This is a genomic window from Gilliamella sp. M0364, assembly GCF_016100565.1.
Taxonomy (GTDB): Bacteria; Pseudomonadota; Gammaproteobacteria; order Enterobacterales; family Orbaceae; genus Gilliamella; species Gilliamella apis.
In genome coordinates this window covers 340173-361676 of the sequence record NZ_JACFSF010000001.1, presented here as the reverse complement: position 1 = coordinate 361676, position 21504 = coordinate 340173, and the positions used below count along the sequence as shown (strand labels likewise).

Here is a 21504-nt window from a genome sequence, read left to right as displayed (position 1 = left end):
TGAAAATTCCGTCGACCTTGGTCGACGGAATTGTTTTAAAAGGGCATCAACTAAATACTTTTAAGTAGACCTAATAGATTACTAATCTTTGATGATTGAATCCAATTCTGTATGATCAATAGAAGGTAGTGATTTGGTAAAACATCGAGTTAGATAAAGTAAATAACAAAATCCAATTACTAACCAAATTAAACCTACCGTCATCGCTGTCGCTTCAAGACTGGTCCATAGCCATAACGAAAGTGATACGCCAATTGCTGGCATTAATCCATATTTTAAAAGCATTGGTACTGTTTTTTTCGTACCACTTAGGTAGCTTTTGATTACACATAGGTTAACGAAGGTAAAGGCTACTAAGGCGCCAAAACTGATCATCGAAACGACTAAGCTTAAATCAAGTACCAAAGAGAGTAGGGAAAAACAGGAAACAAAAATAATTGATAAATAAGGTGTTCGAAAACGTGGATGAATTTTATAGAAGATCTGTTTTGGTAACACACCTTCACGTCCCATCGCATAAAAGATTCGTGACACACTAGTTTGTGCAGTCATTGTAGAGGCAAATACACCTGTCAAATAAGCGGTTTGGAAGAAATTATACATAAAATCATTTCCGTATTTGCCAAGTATATTGGTTAGATGACTTATGCTATCAACTCTACGCATTACATCTAAACTGGCGGTATCTTTATTATCAATAAAATCTGTCCATTGTGGGTAAGCTAAATGCGCACAATATGAGACAATTAAAAATATACAACCAGCAATCAATACGGTGCCGATAATTGCTCTTGGTAAGGTTTTTTTCGCATCATTGGATTCTTCTGCTAATGTTGCGATGGCATCAAAACCTAAGAAGGCAAGACATAATATGGCAGCTCCAGAAAATAAACCACTAAAATCATCGGTTGTGACTGATATTGGTTTTAACATTGTTTCTGGTGTTAAATGAACATTTGTCAATGTTAAAATAATAAACAATACGATGAATAATGCTTGAAAGAAGTTCAAAGTAATATTGGCCCAATTAATTAACTTGATTCCAAGGTAATTTAATACACTTACACCTATAATCGATGCCAATACATATACATAAGCCGGAATACTATCATAGAGTTCATGTAGATAGATCCCTAAAACCAAGTAATTTAATATTGGTAAAAATAGGTAATCAAGAATTTGTGCCCAACCAACTAGGAAACCTGCTTTTCCACCAAAAGTTCGTTGTACATAGGTATAAGCCGAACCAGCAATAGGTAGTTTATTTGCCATTCGGCAATAACTTAATGCTGTGAAAAAGATCATGGCAAGGGTGATGATATAGGCTATAGGTAAGTGTCCATTACTGACAACGGTAACTTCCCCATAAGTGGTAAAGATCCCTAAAGGAACCATATAAGCTAAACCAAATGCAATCAATGCAGGTGTGGTTAAAACTCGTTTCATTTTTATTGCGGACATGATTTAATTTGCTCCTCTGTCCCAAAAAACAATAAAAAACTACTAAGTATAGTTTTGCCTTTTTACCCGCTTAAAGCGGCAGGGAATTCTCCCACATTATTATAATTATGCAAGCTAATTTTTAGTAAAGATCATAAGTCCGCATAATTTGTGAGCTTTTCCTAAATAAAAATTCAAAACAATAGGCTCAATAGTGTATTACAAGGTTGGATTGGCAAATTTATTAGTTGATTAGTTAATTATCCGATTTTATATAAAAAAATTATATTTTTACCTAAAAATCATGTATAAAGATTGTACGGAGTAAAGTGATTAATTAGGAGGATATATTATGGAACCAATTCCTGTTTTACCTGTTGAATTAACAAGTGATGTTATTACGAATAAGTCATCGGTGATTAAATTGATGGCTGAAAAAAGTGAAGTTTATTTAACGGATGTAAATAAATTTTCTGCTGATGTTATGCAACATGAGCAAGAGATGGAAACTGATGTTTTGCCCAATATTGCATTACCGCATTCTAAAAGTGATGCAGTGAAAACACCTTTTATTGTCGTGGCGAAATATAATCAAGGTATAGTCTGGAATAATGCCAATAAAGTTAAGTTAGTGGTGCTGATCGGCGCACCAAAAAATGCTAATAAAGAGCATTTGACTATTATTGCCAAATTGGCGGCTAACTTGGCTGATGACGATTTTATTGAACTTCTATTAAATAGTGATATTCAAATAGTAGCAGAAAAAATCCGAGGTTTATATGAGTAAAGAATCCTTAAAAAATAAAAAGATTGTCGCTATATGTGCTTGTACTGCTGGTATGGCGCACACCTATATTGCTAAACAAAAAATTGAAAATGAAGCTAAAAAGCGTGGCTGGGATTGTAAAGTTGAAACCCAAGGTGCAGCTGGAATTGATAATATATTGACTGAGCAAGATCTGAAAAGTGCTGATGTAATTTTATTAGCGACAGATATTTCAATCGATAATGCTGAACGGCTCGAGCCTTTTAAAAATGTGATTAAGGTTAGCACTGGTGAAGCGGTTAAAAATACAGCTAGTATTTTTAATAATGCCGAAGCCTTATCATCCAAAAAAGAAGTGAAGGAGAGTATTGGTAAAGAGATATTTAGATCGTTAAATACTGGTATTAGTAAATTTTTACCTGTCATCATTGCTTCCGGTATTCTTTTTTCAATTGTGTTAATGACTGGGCATGTGAGTGGTGACACCATTCTACCAAGTAATCAATTCTTTGCCGATTTGCAACAAGTGGCTTTTTACGGCTTTGCAATGATGGTACCAGTGCTTGCGGCGTATATGGCTTACTCTATTGGTGGTAATGCAGCCTTGGCACCAGCGTTTATTATGGGCTATGTAGTAAATAATCCAATTGGCAGTAATCATGTATCTACCGGTTTTATTGGTGCAATGATTTTTGGTGTCCTTATTGGTTATTTTGTTAAATGGTTCAAAACTGTTAAGGTCCATCCGGTTATTGCTTCGGTTATGCCTGTGATGATCATTCCAACTGTGACATTATTGATCATGGCACCTATCTATATTTATGGTTTGTCATATCCGCTCGATTGGTTTGTAAAAGCAATGGTGGAAACCTTAAAAGGTATGTCAGAAGTTAACGCGGCATTTTTAGGTATAGGAATCGGTGTGCTGGCTGCACTTGATATGGGTGGACCTTGTAGTAAAGCAGCCACGGCCTTTACGTTAGCCGCTATGGCGGAAGGTGTTTATGGTCCTAATGGTGTGTTCCGTATGTGCTGTGCTATTCCTCCTTTAGGATTAGCAATATCCTCTTTACTGGTATCACGTTCTAAATACACCAAAGAAGAAAAAGAGTTTGGTATTACTGCGTTCTTTTTATCGTTAGCTGGTATTACCGAAGGCGCGATACCATTCGCTGCTAAAGATCCTAAACGAGTTATTCTTGCTATCGTTGTAGGTACAGCCGTTGCGGGTATGTTAGGTATGATTAATGGTATTGATTCTTTAGTTGCATTTGGTGGTTTAGTTGCACTTGGTGGTGTAACCAAAGGTGCAATGTGGTATGTGATTGATATGTTTATCGGAGCGTTTATTATTGCTGCGATTTTACACTTTACTCGAAAACCAGCAGTTGAAGATGATGTTGTTGTTGATGCTGACTAGTAATAAAAAACTACCCCGAACCATTGGCGGGGTAGTGAATTTGTTTAAGGTTTATTAGGCTTGTTGATAAACCGTTTTGCCACCAACAATTGTGGTTAGTACTTTGACGTTTTGTATATCTGTTGCCGGGATGGTAAAAGGATTACGATCTAAAATAATTACATCAGCAAACTTACCTTTCTCAATAGATCCGATATAGTCATCTTGTTTTAAAACATAAGCAGCACCAATTGTCGCACAGCGTAGTACTTCAAGAGCCGTTAAATTACGATCACTGTTTAAACGTGGATGTTCTGCATCAATCTGTCTAGTCATAGCTATTTGGAAATCATACCATTCATTAAGCGGATCAATTGGCCAATCACTACCAAAAGCACAAGTTACTCCAGCATCAATATATTGGCCATGGGCTTCTAAACCATTATAACGTTCAGCACCAAACAGAGTTTGGTATTGTTCAACCATTGCCGAACTACAGCCAGCCCATTGGAATGAGAATACCACACTGGCTTTTAATTGTTTATAACGGTCAAATTGATGCATCGCACTAAGTTCATTATGAGCCGTGCTTGGTCGAATATCCGCATTGGGTAGTGCTTTACGCATTTTTTCAATCGCATTAAGCACCACTTCAATGGCGCCTTCGCCAACGGTGTGCATGTGAGGATGAAAGCCTGCCCTTGATGATTCTAAAATTAATGCATCAAGCATTTCTATCGAATAATAGAGGTCACCATAGCGATCTTTTTCATTTTCTAATTGATAAGGTTGTAATAAACGAGCGGTCATTAGTGGCGCTTGCATTACACCATCGACAAATAATTTGGTATGAGATACTTTAATTCCTGGTTTTGGTTGCCAGTTTTGGTCATTATAACGTTCAGCAAATTGTTTAACACGATCAATAACAGCTGGGATATCTTCAATGCTACCAACATCATCAGGTGGTAATTCTCGAGCACCAAATAATCGGATTGACAGTTGATCTTGTTGTTGTAATTTTAGAAATGCATCGGCTTGGGTTTCTGTTATCCGCGCATCCATTACCGCTGTTACACCTTGCTTATTTAATTCTTCTTGTGTTAATTTAGCAATGTTTACTGCTTGTTCGTCAGTAAGTTTGGAAATACTGTCAAATGCACGCATTGCAGGGGCATCTTCTAATATACCGTTTAAATCACCATCCTCAGTACGCCCAATTTTGCCATCAGATGGTTCAGGTGTATTTCGATCAAGGCCAAATTTTTCTAAAGCAATGCTGTTGGCAACTAGGGTATGACAGTCATTTGAAAATAGAATGATAGGACGCTGAGTATTAAGTTTATCTAGATCGAATCGAGTAATATCTGTACCAATTGGTAAAACTTCTTGGCGTAACCAGCCTCGAACTTGTAACCAACTATTACTATTGTGAACGGAATCATTGTCTAAATATTGTTGAATGATGGCTAATGTATCATCTACAGTTAAACTTTGGTAATTTAGATTACATGAGGATAATTGCATGCCGCCCCAAAATGTATGTAAGTGGGCATCAATAATCCCTGGCATCATGGTTTTACCTTGTAGATCATAGATTACCGTATAATTATCAACATATTGACTGTTATTTATCTCTTGCGTGCTGCCGGTTGCCATAATATAGCCATTTTGAATTGCAATCGCTTCACAAACCGTATCGTGTTGGTCAGCAGTGTAGATGTAACCATTAATATAAATAACATCGGCTTTTGCCATTATTTTTGATTCCTTAAAAAAGATCTAAAGTTAAGGGTGAACGATAGCAGATTTATAAAAAATTTGTCAAATGCAATAATTTTCTTTATTGTGTGTCAAGATTATGTTACAACTAACATATTTAGTTACAGCGTCACAAGGTGAACCGATGAAATACCAGCAGTTAGAAAACCTTGAATGCGGTTGGAAGTGGCACTATTTAGTAAAAAGACATTTGGAAGGGGAGCTTATCACTCGTTATATTGAGAAGAGTGCAGCAGAGCAAGCCGTAAATGAATTATTGTTATTGGAACACAAACCAACTGCGGTTATTGATTGGATTAAGCAGCATTTAAATCCAGATTTAGATAATCGCATGAAGCAAACCATTCGAGCACGACGAAAACGACATTTTAATGCCGAACAGCAAAATACACGTAAAAAGTCTATTGATTTGGAATTTCTTGTCTGGCAACGATTGGCTAATTTAGCTAAACGCCGAGGATGTACGTTGTCACAAACAATTACACAACTAATTGAAGATGCTGAGCAAAAAGAACAATATGCTAGTAAAGTATCGACAATTAAAGATGATTTACTGTCATTACTTGATGTCAATATAGACGGTAAATAACTTAAACTACAGGATAAATAGGTTTAATTATGGGAAAATCCCTTGTTATTGTGGAATCACCAGCCAAAGCAAAAACGATTAATAAATATCTTGGCAAAGATTTCGTAGTTAAATCAAGTGTCGGACATATTCGCGATCTGCCAGTGAGTGGTAGTAGTCAACGCACTGAAAAAACAAGTAAAGATAAAGCCGAGAAAAAAGTTAAACGATCAGAAAAACAAGTGTTAGTCGATCGTATGAGCGTTGATCCTTACAATGGCTGGCAAGCGCATTATGAAATTTTACCTGGCAAAGAACGAGTGGTTGCCGAACTTAAAAAGTTAGCCAAAGATGCCGATATGATTTATCTCGCAACCGACTTGGATAGAGAAGGGGAAGCTATCGCGTGGCATCTAAAAGATGTTATTGGTGGTGATGATAATAAGTACCGGCGCGTCGTATTTAACGAGATCACCAAAACGGCGATTAAAAATGCTTTTAATCATCCAGCTATGTTGGATATGGATCGCGTTAATGCTCAACAAGCAAGACGATTTATGGATCGTGTGGTTGGCTTTATGCTATCACCACTACTTTGGAAAAAAGTTGCGCGTGGCTTATCAGCTGGTCGTGTTCAATCAGTTGCGGTGCGTCTAGTGGTTGAACGTGAGCGAGAAATTCATGCATTTATTCCTGAAGAGTACTGGGATCTTTATGCTGATTTAAAAACCGCTCATCAAGAGCAATTAACTATGCAAGTAACGCATTATAAAAATGATGCGTTTGAACCTAAGGATCGTGTTGCTATTGATATTGCTCTGGATGAATTGAATAAAAGCCAATATCAAGTTACTAATATTGAAGAAAAACCGACTAAAAGCAACCCAACTGCGCCGTTTATTACTTCAACTTTGCAACAAGCGGCAAGTACTCGTTTAGGTTTTGGTGTTAAAAAGACGATGATGTTAGCACAACGCCTATATGAAGCTGGTTATATTACTTATATGCGTACTGACTCGACTAATTTGAGTCAGGATGCGTTAACTATGGTTCGGGACTACATTGGACAAAACTTCGGCGAAAAGTATTTGCCTAAATCCGCTAACGTTTATAGCAGTAAGAAAAATTCGCAAGAGGCGCATGAGGCAATTCGTCCATCGGACGTGAACATTCTAGCGGATAGCCTTGGCGATGTTGAGGTAGATGCGGCTAAATTATATCAATTAATTTGGCGTCAATTTGTGGCTTGCCAAATGACATCAGCCGAATACAACTCAACAACTATTACAGTTAAAGCGGGTGATTTTACCTTAAAAGCTAAAGGTCGAACCTTACGTTTCGATGGTTGGACAAAAGTGCAACCACAATTAACTAAAAATAATGAAGATAAGCTGTTGCCGGCAGTATCTATGCAAGATATGTTGGAATTAATTGGCTTAGATCCTAATCAACACTTTACTAAGCCTCCTGCGCGTTATAACGAAGCGTCATTAGTTAAGGAACTTGAAAAACGGGAGATTGGTCGTCCTTCTACTTATGCAACGATTATCTCAACTATTCAAGATCGTGGTTATGTACGATTAGATAATCGTCGTTTTTATGCGGAAAAAATTGGCGAAATTGTCACAGATCGTTTAAGTGAAAATTTCAATGACTTAATGAGTTACGATTTTACTGCTCGCATGGAGCATGCCCTTGATGAAATTGCCAATAAAAAGCAAGAATGGCGTGAAGTTTTAGATCAATTTTTTGATGATTTCAGCCAACATTTAACAATTGCAGAACAAGATCCTGATCGTGGTGGCATGCAATTAAATCCACTCGTTTTAACGCCGGAAATTAAATGCCCTAATTGTGGCCGTGAAATGGGTATTAAAACTGCCGGCACTGGTGTATTTTTAGCGTGTTCGGGTTATGCATTACCTCCTAAAGAGCGTTGTAAGCAAACAATTAATTTAATTCCAGAATATGAAACCTTGAATATCTTGGAAGAGGCAGAGACAGCCGAAACTGACGCGTTGAGAGCACTTAAGCGTTGTCCTAAATGTCATACGGCTATGGACAGTTATTTGCTTGATAATGAGCGTAAATTACATATTTGTGGTAATAATCCAATCTGTGATGGTTCGTTGGTTGAAAAAGGCACATTTAAGGTAAAAAGCTATGAAGGTCCAATTATTGAATGTGAAAAATGTGGATCAGAAATGCATCTTAAATCAGGCCGTTTTGGACTTTATATGGGATGTACCAATCAAGATTGTAAAAACACTCGTAAGATCTTAAAAAATGGTGATGTAGCGCCACCTAAAGAAGATCCTGTTGATCTGCCTGAGTTAAAATGTACTAAGTCAGATGCACATTTTGTATTACGTGATGGTGCTTCAGGTATCTTTTTAGCTGCACATAATTTTCCGAAATCAAGAGAAACTCGTGCACCACTAATTGAAGAACTACAACGTTTTAAAGATCGTTTACCGGAAAAATTTATTTATTTAACGCAAGCGCCGAGTCAAGATCCAGAAGGTAATCCAGCTATTGTGCGATTTAGCCGTAAAAGTAAACAGCAGTATGTTACTTCGGAAGTCAATGGCAAATCGACTGGCTGGGTAATGCAATACGTTGATGGTAAGTGGGTTAATAGTAAAAAATAGGTAAGAACACCTGATGATTTTATTTAAAATCGCTTAGGTTTAGGAATCGTTTTAGTATAAAAAGCTGTTTTTTGTTTGTGCTAAAGTGTGAAAGGAATTACCTTACGATTTCCCTCTTTTTAACTTTTTGAATAGTTTTAAAAAGAGGGAAAGGTATATGGTTAAAGGAGCCTTTGTCATGAAGTTGCAACAACTGCGTTATATTGTTGAGGTCGTCAATAACGATCTAAATGTGTCTCTTACCTCTGAAAAACTCTATACCTCTCAGCCTGGGATCAGTAAGCAGATCAAATTGTTGGAAGACGAGCTCAATGTACAAATCTTTACCCGTGTAGGTAAACATCTTTCAGAAGTTACGCCAGTTGGTGAGAAGATTATTGCTTTAGCTAGAGAGATTTTAACTAAATCGCAAGATATTAAAATTATTGCTAAAGAATTTAGCCAGCCTAATCAAGGTTCATTAACCATTACAACAACCTATACTCAAGCTCGTTATACTTTACCAATTGTTATTCAGCAATTCATGCAACAGTATCCTAGTATAACACTTCATATGGAGCAAGGGTCATCGCCACAATGTCTCTTACAAGCGCAAACAGGGCAGGCTGATTTTGCTATCGTTACTGATTTATCTGAACTCAGCGATGATATGATTGCTATACCTTGCTATCATTGGAACCAAGCGGTGATTGTAATGAAAGATCATCCATTAGCTAAAAGTAGTTTAATTACTATCGAAGAATTGTCTAAATATCCTTTAGTCAGTTATGACTTTTCTAATGATGGGTCTGATTTGAATCAAGCTTTTATTAAAGCCAATCAAATTCCTAATATTGTTTTTAGTACCACTGATGCGGAACTGATTAAGACTTATGTTAAGTTAGGGGTAGGTGTTGGCATTGTCGCAAAAATGGCGGTTAACGAAAGATCTGATAGTGATTTTGTGGTACTTAATGCTGGGCATATATTTCCATATAGTACTACTTATATTGCCTTTGCTCGTTCGCTATTTCTACGCAATTATATGTATGATTTTATTAATCAGTTTTCAGCACATTTAAATAGGCAAACAGTTGATAGACTTATCTTATGTGAAAATAATGTGGCAGTACAGGCTATGTTTAATGGGATCAAGTTACCTGTTAGGTAGTAGGAAAATCTTTTGCTTATAAATTTTAAACACCAAGCACAATAGATTGTGCTTGGTGACTAATGTTATTTATGTCTAGCTTTTAAAATACCGATCACATCTTGTAGAGTAAGGTTTTGATCTTGCAGTAAAACGAGTAAGTGATAAATTAAATCGGCTGATTCATTTTTTAACTCTTCTTTGTCGTGTACTGTAGCTGCAAGTGCAGTTTCAACACCTTCTTCTCCCACTTTTTGGGCAATACGCTTGGTACCATCATGGTAGAGTTTTGCCGTATAAGATGATTTAGGATCAGCATTTTTACGAGCACCAAGTAATTGTTCTAGATCGTATAAAAAGCCCCATTCAGTTTGGTTATTGTTAAAACAGCTATTTGTTCCAGTATGGCAAGTAGGGCCAATTGGATTAACTAAAATCAGTAGGGTATCATTATCACAATCGGTCGAGATACTTACCACATTTAAAAAGTTACCTGATGTCTCACCTTTGGTCCATAAGCGTTGTTTGGTACGCGAATAGAAGGTTACTTTGCCACTCGTTTGTGTCTGAGTTAATGCCTCTTGATTCATATAGCCAAGCATCAGTACTTCACCAGAAACATAGTGTTGTATGATAACCGGCATTAAATTATCAACTTTTTGCCAATCAAGCTGTTTAAGGTCTATTTGCATTTGGGAATGTTGAGTTAACATAATCGGATTTCTACTCCATGTTGAGCTAAATATTGTTTAAGTTCACCAATATTAATTATTTGTTTGTGAAAGACGGAAGCCGCTAATGCACCATCAACATTGGCTTCTTGAAAAGCTTGCAAAAAATGCTCCATAGTACCAGCTCCGCCAGATGCAATCAGTGGTACATGGCAAACTTCTCGAATTGTTTTTAGTTGTTTTAGATCGTAACCATTACGGACACCGTCTTGATTCATCATGTTTAGGACTATTTCACCGGCACCGCGTTTTTGTACTTCTTGCACCCAATCAAGCGTATTCCATTTGGTTGCCACTGTGCGTTTTTCATCGCCAGTGAATTGATAAACGTGGTAACTATCTGAATCTTTATCATACCAAGTATCAATCCCCACAACGATACACTGCACCCCGTAACAATCGGCTAATTCAGTAATTAAGCCCGGATTAGCTAAAGCAGGGGAATTAATTGAAATTTTATCAGCACCATAAGTTAAGATTTGTCCTGCATCTTCAACCGTTTTTATACCGCCAGCGACACAAAAGGGGATATCTATTACTTCAGCAACTTTTGCTACCCAACTTTTGTCTACTACCCGACCGTCGGATGAGGCCGTAATATCATAGAATACCAATTCGTCGGCCCCTTCTTCGGCATAGCGTTTGGCTAATGGTACAATATCACCAATGATTTCATGATTACGAAATTGTACTCCTTTTACAACTTGCCCATTACGAACGTCCAAACAAGGTATTATCCTTTTTGCCAACATGCAATTGCCTCCTGAACTGTAAATTTGCCTTCTAATAATGCTCTACCAACAATAACGCCGGCAACACCGCTCTCTTGTAACGCTTTAACATCGTCCAATTGTCCAATTCCGCCAGAAGCTTGCAACGCAATTTGGGGATATTTTTGGCTGATCTCTTGATATAGTTTTACATTAGAGCCACTTAGCGTTCCATCTTTGGAAATATCTGTACATAGTACATGTTTCAAGCCATAGGGTAGATAATCATCAATAACTTGTTCCAAGGTTTGTTTAGAATCTTCTTGCCAACCATGAATAGCGACGTTTTTGTTACCTTGTTGGTCAATACGAACATCTAAGGCTAACACTAACGATTCAGGGCCATAATTATCAAACCATTTTTTTACCAAATCAGACTGTTTAATAGCGGTAGAGCCAATAACTACGCGGGTGGCACCTGCGGATAATAATGCTTTAACATCTTCTTCGGTACGAATTCCACCACCAATTTGTACTGGAACTTGTACACCATTAATCAGGGATTTTATCAATGAGATTTGTCGAGCTTGCGGATCTTTAGCGCCAGTTAAATCAACTAGATGTAATAGTTTCGCACCTTGCTTTTGATAATCTTGTAGGCGAATTAAAGGATCCTTGCCATAATCGCGTTTTTGCTCATAATCGCCTTGATGTAATCGAACCACAGTACCATCAATTAAATCAAGAGCAGGAATAATAATAGGGTAAACTGCCATTTTTACATCTCCAAAAAGTTCTTGAGCAATTTTGCACCGGCTGAGCCAGAACGCTCGGGATGAAATTGCACACCGTAAAAGTTGTCTTTTTGTACGGCAGCGGTAAAGCTTTCGCCGTAATTGGTTTCTGCGATAGTTGATGAGCATAATGGTAAGGCGTATCCATGTACAAAGTAAAAGTAAGCACCATCAGGAATATCTCTAAATAGATGATGTCCGGCTTTTGGGTTGACTTGATTCCAGCCCATATGTGGTAGTGGTAATCCACAATCAGGAATTTGCACTACTTTTTCGTGAATAATACCTAAGGTATCGACATGACCTTCATTGCTATAATCAGCTAAAAGTTGCATACCAAGGCAGATACCTAACACCGGTTGAGTGCAGACTTTGATAAGCTTAATTAAATTACGTTCTTCTAATTTTTGCATTGCAGCTGACGCTGATCCCACTCCAGGTAACAAGAGTTTGTCAGATTCAAGCACAGTATCAGGATCAAGGCTAATGATTGGATTATAGCCTAATCTCTGTATTGCATATTTGACTGAGGAAAGATTAGCACAGCCAGTATCTAGAATGACAATTTTCATCTATAACACTCCTTTCGAGCTAGGTAATCTGTCACTTTCAATTTTAATCGCTTGTTTAAGCGTACGCGCGAAAGCTTTAAATAAACTTTCGATTCGGTGATGGTCGTTGTCGCCAGTTGTTGCAATATGTAAAGTAATTGCCATAGTATAACTTAGAGAATAGAAGAAATGTTCAACCATTTGTGTACTCATATCACCAACTTTCGGATCACTGAATTGCGCCGAAAACTTGAGGTAAGGCCGACCTGAAATATCCATTGCACATTTCGCTAAACACTCATCCATTGGAATAACTGATGCATAACGAGTGATACCTCGTTTATCGCCAAGTGCTTTTTTTAGTGCTTCGCCTAAAGCAAGACCTGTATCTTCTATGGTGTGATGATCATCAACATGAAGATCGCCTGTAACTTGAATATTGAGTTTAATACCTCCGTGAGTGGCGATCTGATCTAACATATGATCAAAAAAGCCAATACCGGTATTGATTTGACTACCACCTTGTCTATCTAACCAAACTTCAACTAAAATTTTGGTTTCTTTGGTATTTCGTTCAACTTTAGCATAACGATCTGCTGTGGTTAAACGTTGGGCTATTTCATTCCAATTAAGTGATTCTGGATTATATTGTAATCCGTTTATTTGCATATTTTCAGCAAGTTGCATATCTGTGACCCTGTCACCGATAACGTAACTATTTTGTTTATCTAACTTACCACTAGTTAAATAAGGTAGAACTAAAGTGATTTTCGGCTTACGACATTCACAATTATCTTGAGGAAAATGAGGGCAGATCAGTACATCTTCAAAGTTAACACCTTGAGATTCGAATATTTGCATCATTAAATTATGCGGTCCATCAAAATCAGCTTGCGGATAACTACTGGTTCCTAATCCATCTTGATTGGTCACCATCACTAATTTGTAACCAGCTGCTTGTAGTTTTAGTAGCGCCGGGATCACATTAGGTTCAAATGCAAGTTTTGCAAAACTATCAACTTGAAAATCGATAGGCGGTTCAACTATCAATGTTCCATCACGGTCGATAAATAAATATTTTTGTAACATACTTGCTCCTATTTTATCGCTTTGAGTGCGGTTATTACTGCTTCACATTCTGCTTGTGTACCAATCGAAATTCGCACAAAACCATCTTGGCCAATTGATTTGCTTTGATCACGCAAAATAATGCCTTTATTCCATAGTTTGCTAAATACCTCTTTATTACTTTGAAATTTAACGCATAAATAATTTGATTCACTAGGATAAACTTTTTCGACAATTGGTAAAGCAGTAAGTTGTTTAGCAAACTTCTCTTTTTGATTATTTAGATTGATGACATGCAATCTCATCGTTTCGATACCTTCTTTACTCAATGCCTGAGTGGCAATGTCCGCTACAGGGGTAGCGAGAGGGTATGGAGCGATGACTTTCTGTAAAGCATCTATTACTGGTTTATTTGCTAAAGTGAAGCCACAACGTAGTCCTGCTAGCGCAAAAGCTTTCGATAAAGTTCGTAAAATAACTAGGTGAGGATAATTTGCAAGCCAGCTCACAACGGTTGAATTTGGAGAAAACTCAATATAAGCTTCATCAATAATTACTAAAGCGCGATTTTCGGCTAATTTAAGTAAAGTTTTAATATCATCTTGGTCTATCAAATTACCTGTTGGATTATTAGGTGAACATACATAGATCAATTTAACATTGTCTAGATTTTGTTTAATTCGGTCTAAATCAAGTTGCCAATTAGATTTAGTCGGGACGGTTTTGGTTTTTATACCTAGTGTTTCGGCACTGACTTGATACATACCATAAGTTGGTGGGCAGTAAAGCACTGTATCGGTTTCTGGCTCACAAAAAGCCCGCATTAACAGCTCTATCGCTTCATCGGCCCCCCGACTGACAATCACTTGCTCTGGGGTGACGCCAGCATATTGCGCATAACGATTAATTACTTGTTCGGGTTGTGCTTCAGGATAGCGGTTTAAGTTTTGTTCAGTTAACTGGAAATTGGGTGCAACTGGGTATTCATTGGCATTTAGCCATACATCACCATTACCACCTATACGTCTAGCTGATTGATATGGCGTCAATTTTTGTACGTTTTTTCTGACTAATTGATTAATGTCCATTTTATTCACCTATTTTTCAGAATCTGAGTTAAGTTTAGCTAAACGAATAGTTACGGCATTTTTGTGGGCGGTAAGTTGCTCAGCTTGAGCCATTAGCTCAACAGCATTACCGATTGCTTTTAACCCTTCAGCAGTTAATTTTTGTACTGTCATACGTTTTTGAAAATCGGCTAAGCCAAGGCTCGAGTAAGTAGCGGTATAACCATAAGTAGGTAAAACGTGATTAGTACCCGAAGCATAGTCACCTGCTGATTCCGGTGACCAATCACCTAAAAATATCGAGCCAGCGCTATTAATTTTATCAACTAATTCATCAGCATTTTGCGTTTGAATAATTAAATGCTCCGGTCCATAGCGATTACTGATATTCACACATTCTTCTAAATCTTTAGTAACAATAAGTCGGCTCTCTTGTAACGCTTTTTCAGCAATTCCTTGACGTGAAAGTTGAGCAAGTTGCTTATCAACTTCGATTGAGACTGCTTGGGCGATCTTCTCATCTGGTGTAAGTAGTACAACCTGTGAATCGGGGCCATGTTCAGCTTGAGAAAGTAGATCAGCGGCAATAAATGCTGGATTAGCAAAACTGTCAGCAATCACCAAGACTTCTGATGGGCCGGCTGGCATATCTATTGCTGCGCCATCCAATCGTTGGCTAACTTGGCGTTTCGCTTCGGTAACATAAGCATTACCGGGACCAAATATTTTATCGACTTTAGGAACTGATTGAGTACCTAATGCCATTGCTGCAATCGCTTGTGCGCCACCCAATTGATAAATTTCTGTTACACCGCAAAGTTCTGCCGCATATAAAATCTCGTCAGCAATTGGTGGCGGTGAGCATAAAATCACTTTACGACAACCGGCAATTTTAGCTGGAATGGCTAACATTAATACGGTTGATAGCAACGGAGCCGAACCACCCGGTATATACAGACCTACCGAATCAATTGGTCTATTGACTGACTGACATTTGATGCCAGGCATCGTTTCCACTGTTATAGTTTGTCTAACTTGTGCTTGGTGGAATTTTTCGATGTTACTTACAGCTAATTGCATTGCCTGTTTTAATTCTGGTTTAACACGGCTAGTTGCTGTTTTTATCTCGTCTTTAGTTAATTTGATTTGCTTAATTTGTACTTTATCAAATTTATTACTTAATTCTTTTAGAGCTTCATCGCCATTTTGTTTTACTTGCGTCAAAATATCTTTAACCGCTTGGCTAATAGTATCAGAAGCAGCTATAGCAGGACGAGTTAGTAATTCTGCTTGTTTTTCTTTAGAACATTGTTGCCAATATGATAGTTTCATTTAATTACTCCATCATTTTTTCAATTGGTAATACAAGGATTGAACTTGCACCTAATGCTTTTAGTTTTTCCATGGTTTCCCAGAATAATGATTCAGTACTCACCATATGTAGTGCTACCCGATTTTGTTCGCCAGTTAATGGTAAAATGGTTGGATTTTCTGCACCTGGTAATAGTGATACGACTTGATCTAAAACGGCTGTTGGCGCGTGCAGCATAATGTATTTGGATTCACGAGCTTGAATTACCCCTTGAATACGGGTCATCACTTTGTCGATTAACGCCTGTTTGGTGGCAGACATTTCACCTTCACGTTGAATTAAACAAGCTTTCGATTTATAAATAACTTCAATTTCTTGTAGACCATTAGCTTCAAGTGTGGCTCCACTGGATACTAAATCACAAATTACATCAGCAAGGCCAGCTCGTGGTGCAACTTCTACAGAACCATTAAGTAGACAGGTTTTAAAATTGACATTGTATTGTGAAAGGTAACGGCGGAGTAGGTGAGGATAAGTGGTTGCAATGCGTAAATTATTTAAACATTCTGGTCCGCTATAAACAAAATCACGAGGAGCAGCAATTGATAAGCGACAGCCACCAAAATCAAGGCGACGTAAGGTTTTATATTGTGGGTTTTCACCTTCGGCTTGTCTATCAAGAACTTCTTCTTCTAACACATTCTCACCGACAATACCAATATCGACAACACCATCAATAACTAGTCCAGGAATATCGTCATCGCGAACGCGTAAAATATCAATTGGCATATTTTCGGCAAAAGCAATTAAGCGTTGTTCTTGCAAATTGATTTTTATGCCACATTGAGCCAATAATTTTTTCGACTCATCGCTTAAACGTCCCGACTTTTGCATTGCTATACGTAAACGTGAATTATCCAACATATTCTTCTCCAACTTGTTTAAATAAATTTATAAACCACAAATAAAAAACCCTCGGAAGACTGATCTTCCGAGGGTTCTCTAAATGCTTTTGCGATATCACCGGAAGACCTTTTGTCTTCCAGCACCAATCGCCCGAAGACTATTCAGGAATGATGGTGATGATGATGTTTAGTAACGAAAACACAAAAACAATTCATAAAAAATAAAACCTTTAAATTTAACTGTTGTACAAAATATAATATAAATGACTAACTAGCAACTTAATTTTGTCGATTTATTAAAAAAATATAAAAAATTCAAATTTTTTTATTATTTGTTTTGTCTTAATTCATTCCGTGATCTTGAATTTAACGGTAATATTATTTCATCGTCAGATGTTCATAATAGCTTTATGTCGGCATTGATGCGATTTGCAACAGTAATGAATATTGAATCATTCATTGAAACAAATTAATAAGTTAAAATACTTTTTCTTAATTTTTGAGGATTAATAAAAAATCCTCATTTTTTGACATAAATATTTATCCGTGATAATCATAACTGAAAGGAATTTTGTTATAGCTAGTTTTATAAATTGGATTTTATATGGATCATCCTGCTAATCATATCGATAGTTACATTTTTGTTTGGTTTTTCATGCTACCATTTTTTTATGGTATTTATACGTTTTCGTTAATATTTGTTTTTGTCCGGATGCATTGGATTATCAAAGCAATTTTTACAATTCCAATGGTTGTTTGGTTAATATTTTGCTTTATGCATACCAATCTTATTATTTTTCTATTTACGTTAACCGGTATGGTTTTTCCAATAATACTTCGACTATGCCAATTACAAGCAAAAAAATCTTATGGTATAAAACGTAAATTCGCTTCAATATTTAGTTATGTATTATTACCATTATTTTGTACTTTCTTTTGGCCTGCCTATTTAATAGCTCCTATAGTTGTAGAATTTGTAGAAAGTAGACCCAGTAGTGAATGTAGAGAAAATGGACGTTTAGTTGAATTGTCTAAAGATACTATTCTGCGAGTTTATCCTAATTCCAAATATTCACCATTTTGGATTAAAAAATTACATGATTCTACTTCTGTAAATAATTCTGAAAAAGATTTTTGTGAGCAGTTTTCCCATACTCAAGCCTATCAAATTGACAAAATCAGTGAAATTAGAATTAATTCAGGGAATTTATGCATTCATCCAACATCTAAAGCAATAATCGCTTATTGCAGTAATATAAAAAATGAACTTTTAAAATTGGATAGTTTAGACATCGAATTTGTGAAAAAAAATAAAGATGAAGTTAGTGGTATTCGGCTTAAATCATTTCAGAAAAGATTAGAAAATATAAAGGAGATAAAGAGAAATAGAAATTCAGAAGATTGGTATGGAGATTGGTATGGAGATTGGCTTGAGACAAAACAATTCAATAATGGCATAGAATTACATAGATTTTATAAACATGAAAACACACTAATCATTCCTCAAGTAGATTGGTTGCCACCGCAAACAGAAGCTTTAGAAATTAATTGCTACCGTAAAAGTGTTTTAAGGTGTACTTATAATTATGAGTATAATCAAGATTGGAATGTATCAGTTTTCTATATATTCAATATTGGCGATAGTATCGAAAATGAAAATGACGATGATGATAATGATAATATGCCAATTTATGATCAAGCTTTCATTAATATGAATTTAGAAGGCGCACAAAAAGCTCATCAAATAGTTGAAGATTTCATTGAAGGTCTAAGTGTGAAATGAATTAATATTATAATTTTTAAGTCATAGTAAATATCAAAATAGGAATAAGAAAACTTGAATGCTGCATTATTTTATAGAAAATTTGGAAGACCAGAACAAGTATTAACATTCGATTAAATCATGGATATTATAATATTTTATTAATTAATAGGATTTAAATATTTATGCCATTTACCCAAGTCGCAAATTATTACCACTTAGAACTGGATGTTTGATTGATTTTTTAATTATTAAATTAAAAAATTTACAATGATGAAAAATGATAAATAAAATATTTACTTAATATAGGCAAGTAGATATTATTGCTAAAGTTTTATAGCGTCAATTACTATAAAATGCACTAAATTTGATTTAATTTAAAATAGTTGTCATAAGGAATATTAAATGGGTATATTTTCTCGTTTTTTTGGTAAAAAAACAGAATCAAAACAGATGGATAATTCGATTGTCCCAAATCCTGATATTGAAAATGCCGTTAGCTTAAGTGTTGTTTTTAGCGGTGTGCTTAATATTAATAACGATGAATTATTAGCAAAACTTAAATCGATTAATCCGATCATAAAAGATATTCGATATGAAACACCGTTCGGACAACTTGAAGAAGGTATGTCTATTTTAGTAAGTTGGGGTAAACATGTTATTAGAATAGTTGGTCTCAATGCGCCTTATCCTAAAGCTGTATTAGAAGCATGTGTTACTCCTGCTAGTTATAGTCAAGAAATAAAACAACAAGTTTATGAAAGTGATAGTCATTTATTATTATATTATGTTGGCTATGAACAAGATGTATTAGAGCAGTACTTAGCTTTAACTCGTTTAGTAGCATGCTTTGAACAATTTAATGCGTTAGCAGTAATTAATGAAGATGCTCATACTTCATTACCAGTTAACTTTATTAATTCACTAGCTTCGGAAAAAGATGGTTTATCCACTTTAGGGGAATGTTTGCCTTTATTGTTTTGTGGTTTTGTTAAATATGAAATAGAAAATATTAAAGGGATTTGGATGCGCACTTATGGCGCTAATAAATTTGGTTTACCTAATTTTGCAGCATTAGCCAATAGTTATGAGGAAAGTGAGTATTATTTTGATATGTTTAGTAACATTTTAAATTATCTGCGACAAAGTCAAGCGACAATGAATCCTGGTGATACGATGGAAATGGGTGATAATCGTATGATGTCATTACGAGCGCCTCAAGATGATGAATATTTCTTAAAAGATCAAGGTGATCTTTTAGTAATTGAAATTAATAATTAATTTTAACTATGCAATTTTTAGGAAAGGTAATAAATAATTGGCGCTACCTTTCCTAAATATTTAGCATCTTATTGTTGAGTTATTTGTGGATATTTTTTACCTGCTAAAACACTAAATCGACCAGTCCCTAATAATGCCAAACTAAAAGCAGTTAATGACATAAAAGCTGGATACTCCCAACCACCACCTGGATTAGTAAATGACCAACCATTACCCCAATGTACAATAGTTATTATTGCTAATTGAAAGAAAGCAATTAGCGCTATGGCACGGGTTAAAATACCGAGTAACAATAGTGCACCACCACCAATTTCAAAAATGATAACGATATAAGAAAAAAAACCAGGAAAGCCAAGAGTATGAAAATACTCTGCGGTACCTTCTGGGGTTAGAACAAGTAGTTTGGTAAAACCATGGGCCAAAAACATCATACCTAAAGCAATTCGTAATACAAATGCAGCTACATCAGTTTGATATTCTCTCATTTTGTGTTTCCTATATTAAGTTAGCAAAATAACAATAATGAAACTCATAAAAATTTCTTACAAACGTTATTACTTTTTTAAAACATAGGATACTGCAGTTATGATTGTCTCACAGTTAACAATCAATAGTAAAGTAGTAGACAATTATCATCAATTTTTATCACTGAAAATTAAGATGGTATAAGTATAATTTGCTTAGGTTGGAGAATAGAAAAAATAGCAGTGCGACGAATAGTCGCACCGTTATTGCTTACTTATTGTTGGTGTCGAATAGCTTTAAATCTTTCTGTCGTCTGAGTTAATGCTGTTTCTGTTGGCAAACGTTCCATTGAACTTGCGCCATAAAAACCATTACAATCAGGACAATTTTGTAAAATATATTCTGCATCTTCAGGGGATGAAATAGGTCCGCCATGGCAAAGTATGATAATATCTGGACGAATTGCTTTAGCTGCTTTGGCCCATTGATTGATTAAAGGAACACAATCAGCAAGTTTCAATGCAGTTTGGGCGCCAATGCTACCACCAGTGGTTAAGCCCATATGTGGAACCAAAATATCCGCACCTGCTTTGGTCATGTCAATAGCATCTTGTTCACTAAATACATATGGTGTAGTTAGTAGATCTTTCTCATGTGCTTTGCGAATCATCTCAACTTCTAACGCATAGCCCATGCCTGTTTCTTCAAGATTAGCTCTAAAATTACCATCAATTAAACCAACAGTAGGGAAGTTTTGTACGCCAGCAAATCCGGTAGCTTTGATTTGATCTAAAAACTGATCGAATTGGCAGAAGGGGTCGGTGCCATTAACACCAGCTAACACAGGGGTATGTTTTACAACCGGTAATACTTCTTTTGCCATATCCATAACAATTTCATTGGCATTACCATAAGCTAATAAGCCTGCTAGTGATCCACGACCTGCCATACGATAACGACCAGAATTGTAGATTACAATCAAATCAATACCACCAGCTTCTTCACATTTTGCCGATAATCCTGTACCAGCTCCTCCACCGATGATTGGTTGACCTTTAGCAATCATATCATGGAATTTTTTTAATAATTGAGCACGTTTACTACTCATAATTTTCTCCATTAC

At 36.1% G+C, this 21504-nt stretch carries 19 protein-coding genes and 1 other annotated feature; of the genes, 7 read left to right on the top strand and 12 right to left on the bottom strand.

The annotated features are described in order from the left end of the window. Positions 1-81: 81 nt before the first annotated feature. Positions 82-1461 (bottom strand): APC family permease, encoded by a 1380-nt coding sequence (locus tag H3U96_RS01665; RefSeq protein WP_198195372.1) that lies wholly within the window; start codon positions 1459-1461, stop codon positions 82-84. A 331-nt stretch (positions 1462-1792) separates the two neighbouring features. Between H3U96_RS01665 and H3U96_RS01660 the strand changes: the two genes are divergently transcribed. Both H3U96_RS01660 and H3U96_RS01655 read left to right on the top strand, forming a co-directional pair. Further along, complete coding sequence (locus H3U96_RS01660; RefSeq protein ID WP_198195371.1) at positions 1793-2227, top strand: PTS sugar transporter subunit IIA; 435 nt, start codon at positions 1793-1795, stop codon at positions 2225-2227. After that, positions 2220-3626: a PTS fructose transporter subunit IIC gene (locus tag H3U96_RS01655; protein WP_065613047.1), complete on the top strand. Its 1407-nt coding sequence runs from the start codon at positions 2220-2222 to the stop codon at positions 3624-3626. The genes H3U96_RS01660 and H3U96_RS01655 overlap by 8 nt, the downstream gene beginning before the upstream one ends. A gap of 54 nt (positions 3627-3680) precedes the next feature. Here the strand turns inward: H3U96_RS01655 and H3U96_RS01650 are convergent, their stop codons facing one another. Beyond that, a complete protein-coding gene (locus tag H3U96_RS01650) occupies positions 3681-5363 on the bottom strand; it encodes an amidohydrolase (protein WP_198195370.1) in 1683 nt (560 codons plus the stop codon). 148 nt (positions 5364-5511) lie between these two features. Between H3U96_RS01650 and matP the strand changes: the two genes are divergently transcribed. The 3 genes from matP (at position 5512) to cysB (ending at position 9756) form a co-directional block, all read left to right on the top strand. Beyond that, positions 5512-5976, top strand: a complete 465-nt coding sequence (gene matP, locus H3U96_RS01645) for a macrodomain Ter protein MatP (RefSeq protein WP_065651254.1) — start codon at positions 5512-5514, stop codon at positions 5974-5976. Positions 5977-6005: 29 nt separating this feature from the next. Then, positions 6006-8606 carry a type I DNA topoisomerase gene (gene topA / locus H3U96_RS01640; RefSeq protein WP_198195369.1) on the top strand — a complete coding sequence of 867 codons (2601 nt, stop codon included), beginning with the start codon at positions 6006-6008 and terminating at the stop codon, positions 8604-8606. 178 nt (positions 8607-8784) lie between these two features. Continuing rightward, positions 8785-9756 (top strand): HTH-type transcriptional regulator CysB, encoded by a 972-nt coding sequence (gene cysB / locus H3U96_RS01635; protein ID WP_198195368.1) that lies wholly within the window; start codon positions 8785-8787, stop codon positions 9754-9756. 65 nt (positions 9757-9821) lie between these two features. Here the strand turns inward: cysB and hisIE are convergent, their stop codons facing one another. The 8 genes from hisIE to hisG are packed head-to-tail and all read right to left on the bottom strand — an operon-like array spanning position 9822 to position 16892. Beyond that, positions 9822-10448: a bifunctional phosphoribosyl-AMP cyclohydrolase/phosphoribosyl-ATP diphosphatase HisIE gene (hisIE, locus tag H3U96_RS01630; RefSeq protein ID WP_198195367.1), complete on the bottom strand. Its 627-nt coding sequence runs from the start codon at positions 10446-10448 to the stop codon at positions 9822-9824. Beyond that, complete coding sequence (hisF, locus tag H3U96_RS01625) at positions 10442-11218, bottom strand: imidazole glycerol phosphate synthase subunit HisF (RefSeq protein WP_198195366.1); 777 nt, start codon at positions 11216-11218, stop codon at positions 10442-10444. Before hisF ends, hisIE begins: the two co-directional genes overlap by 7 nt. Further along, the gene (gene hisA, locus H3U96_RS01620) at positions 11200-11937 is read right to left on the bottom strand and encodes a 1-(5-phosphoribosyl)-5-[(5-phosphoribosylamino)methylideneamino]imidazole-4-carboxamide isomerase (protein ID WP_198195654.1); all 738 of its coding nucleotides are present in this window, start codon (positions 11935-11937) and stop codon (positions 11200-11202) included. Before hisA ends, hisF begins: the two co-directional genes overlap by 19 nt. A gap of 17 nt (positions 11938-11954) precedes the next feature. Next, complete coding sequence (gene hisH, locus H3U96_RS01615) at positions 11955-12542, bottom strand: imidazole glycerol phosphate synthase subunit HisH (RefSeq protein ID WP_198195365.1); 588 nt, start codon at positions 12540-12542, stop codon at positions 11955-11957. Continuing rightward, positions 12543-13610 carry a bifunctional histidinol-phosphatase/imidazoleglycerol-phosphate dehydratase HisB gene (gene hisB / locus H3U96_RS01610; protein WP_198195364.1) on the bottom strand — a complete coding sequence of 356 codons (1068 nt, stop codon included), beginning with the start codon at positions 13608-13610 and terminating at the stop codon, positions 12543-12545. It lies immediately after the preceding gene. Between the two features lie 8 nt (positions 13611-13618). Then, positions 13619-14677, bottom strand: coding sequence for a histidinol-phosphate transaminase (gene hisC / locus H3U96_RS01605; protein WP_086362090.1), 1059 nt, complete (start codon positions 14675-14677; stop codon positions 13619-13621). Between the two features lie 9 nt (positions 14678-14686). Continuing rightward, positions 14687-15988, bottom strand: coding sequence for a histidinol dehydrogenase (gene hisD, locus H3U96_RS01600; protein ID WP_198195362.1), 1302 nt, complete (start codon positions 15986-15988; stop codon positions 14687-14689). 4 nt (positions 15989-15992) lie between these two features. After that, a complete protein-coding gene (gene hisG, locus H3U96_RS01595; RefSeq protein ID WP_065578671.1) occupies positions 15993-16892 on the bottom strand; it encodes an ATP phosphoribosyltransferase in 900 nt (299 codons plus the stop codon). 39 nt (positions 16893-16931) lie between these two features. Next, positions 16932-17057: a sequence feature (His leader region), on the bottom strand. Positions 17058-17477: 420 nt separating this feature from the next. On the opposite strand from hisG, the gene H3U96_RS01590 reads away from it, so the two are divergent. Together H3U96_RS01590 and H3U96_RS01585 are read left to right on the top strand one after the other, a co-directional pair. Continuing rightward, positions 17478-18656: a hypothetical protein gene (locus tag H3U96_RS01590; protein WP_198195361.1), complete on the top strand. Its 1179-nt coding sequence runs from the start codon at positions 17478-17480 to the stop codon at positions 18654-18656. A 384-nt stretch (positions 18657-19040) separates the two neighbouring features. Beyond that, positions 19041-19916, top strand: a complete 876-nt coding sequence (locus H3U96_RS01585) for a DUF4261 domain-containing protein (protein WP_198195360.1) — start codon at positions 19041-19043, stop codon at positions 19914-19916. A gap of 68 nt (positions 19917-19984) precedes the next feature. Here H3U96_RS01585 and H3U96_RS01580 read toward each other — a convergent pair whose 3' ends face one another. Continuing rightward, a complete protein-coding gene (locus tag H3U96_RS01580) occupies positions 19985-20401 on the bottom strand; it encodes a DoxX family protein (RefSeq protein WP_086365305.1) in 417 nt (138 codons plus the stop codon). A gap of 254 nt (positions 20402-20655) precedes the next feature. Further along, positions 20656-21489 (bottom strand): phosphoenolpyruvate hydrolase family protein, encoded by an 834-nt coding sequence (locus H3U96_RS01575; RefSeq protein ID WP_065578675.1) that lies wholly within the window; start codon positions 21487-21489, stop codon positions 20656-20658. Positions 21490-21504: the final 15 nt, after the last annotated feature.

Coding starts and splice junctions, on each gene's coding strand:
- hisB (WP_198195364.1), bottom strand. CDS start 13,610: ATGTTACAAAAATATTTATTTATCGACCGTGATGGAACATTGATAGTT.
- H3U96_RS01665 (WP_198195372.1), bottom strand. CDS start 1,461: ATGTCCGCAATAAAAATGAAACGAGTTTTAACCACACCTGCATTGATT.
- H3U96_RS01575 (WP_065578675.1), bottom strand. CDS start 21,489: ATGAGTAGTAAACGTGCTCAATTATTAAAAAAATTCCATGATATGATT.
- H3U96_RS01650 (WP_198195370.1), bottom strand. CDS start 5,363: ATGGCAAAAGCCGATGTTATTTATATTAATGGTTACATCTACACTGCT.
- H3U96_RS01655 (WP_065613047.1), top strand. CDS start 2,220: ATGAGTAAAGAATCCTTAAAAAATAAAAAGATTGTCGCTATATGTGCT.
- H3U96_RS01585 (WP_198195360.1), top strand. CDS start 19,041: ATGGGTATATTTTCTCGTTTTTTTGGTAAAAAAACAGAATCAAAACAG.
- matP (WP_065651254.1), top strand. CDS start 5,512: ATGAAATACCAGCAGTTAGAAAACCTTGAATGCGGTTGGAAGTGGCAC.
- hisC (WP_086362090.1), bottom strand. CDS start 14,677: ATGGACATTAATCAATTAGTCAGAAAAAACGTACAAAAATTGACGCCA.
- H3U96_RS01590 (WP_198195361.1), top strand. CDS start 17,478: ATGGATCATCCTGCTAATCATATCGATAGTTACATTTTTGTTTGGTTT.
- H3U96_RS01660 (WP_198195371.1), top strand. CDS start 1,793: ATGGAACCAATTCCTGTTTTACCTGTTGAATTAACAAGTGATGTTATT.
- hisG (WP_065578671.1), bottom strand. CDS start 16,892: ATGTTGGATAATTCACGTTTACGTATAGCAATGCAAAAGTCGGGACGT.
- topA (WP_198195369.1), top strand. CDS start 6,006: ATGGGAAAATCCCTTGTTATTGTGGAATCACCAGCCAAAGCAAAAACG.
- hisD (WP_198195362.1), bottom strand. CDS start 15,988: ATGAAACTATCATATTGGCAACAATGTTCTAAAGAAAAACAAGCAGAA.
- H3U96_RS01580 (WP_086365305.1), bottom strand. CDS start 20,401: ATGAGAGAATATCAAACTGATGTAGCTGCATTTGTATTACGAATTGCT.
- cysB (WP_198195368.1), top strand. CDS start 8,785: ATGAAGTTGCAACAACTGCGTTATATTGTTGAGGTCGTCAATAACGAT.
- hisIE (WP_198195367.1), bottom strand. CDS start 10,448: ATGTTAACTCAACATTCCCAAATGCAAATAGACCTTAAACAGCTTGAT.
- hisH (WP_198195365.1), bottom strand. CDS start 12,542: ATGAAAATTGTCATTCTAGATACTGGCTGTGCTAATCTTTCCTCAGTC.
- hisF (WP_198195366.1), bottom strand. CDS start 11,218: ATGTTGGCAAAAAGGATAATACCTTGTTTGGACGTTCGTAATGGGCAA.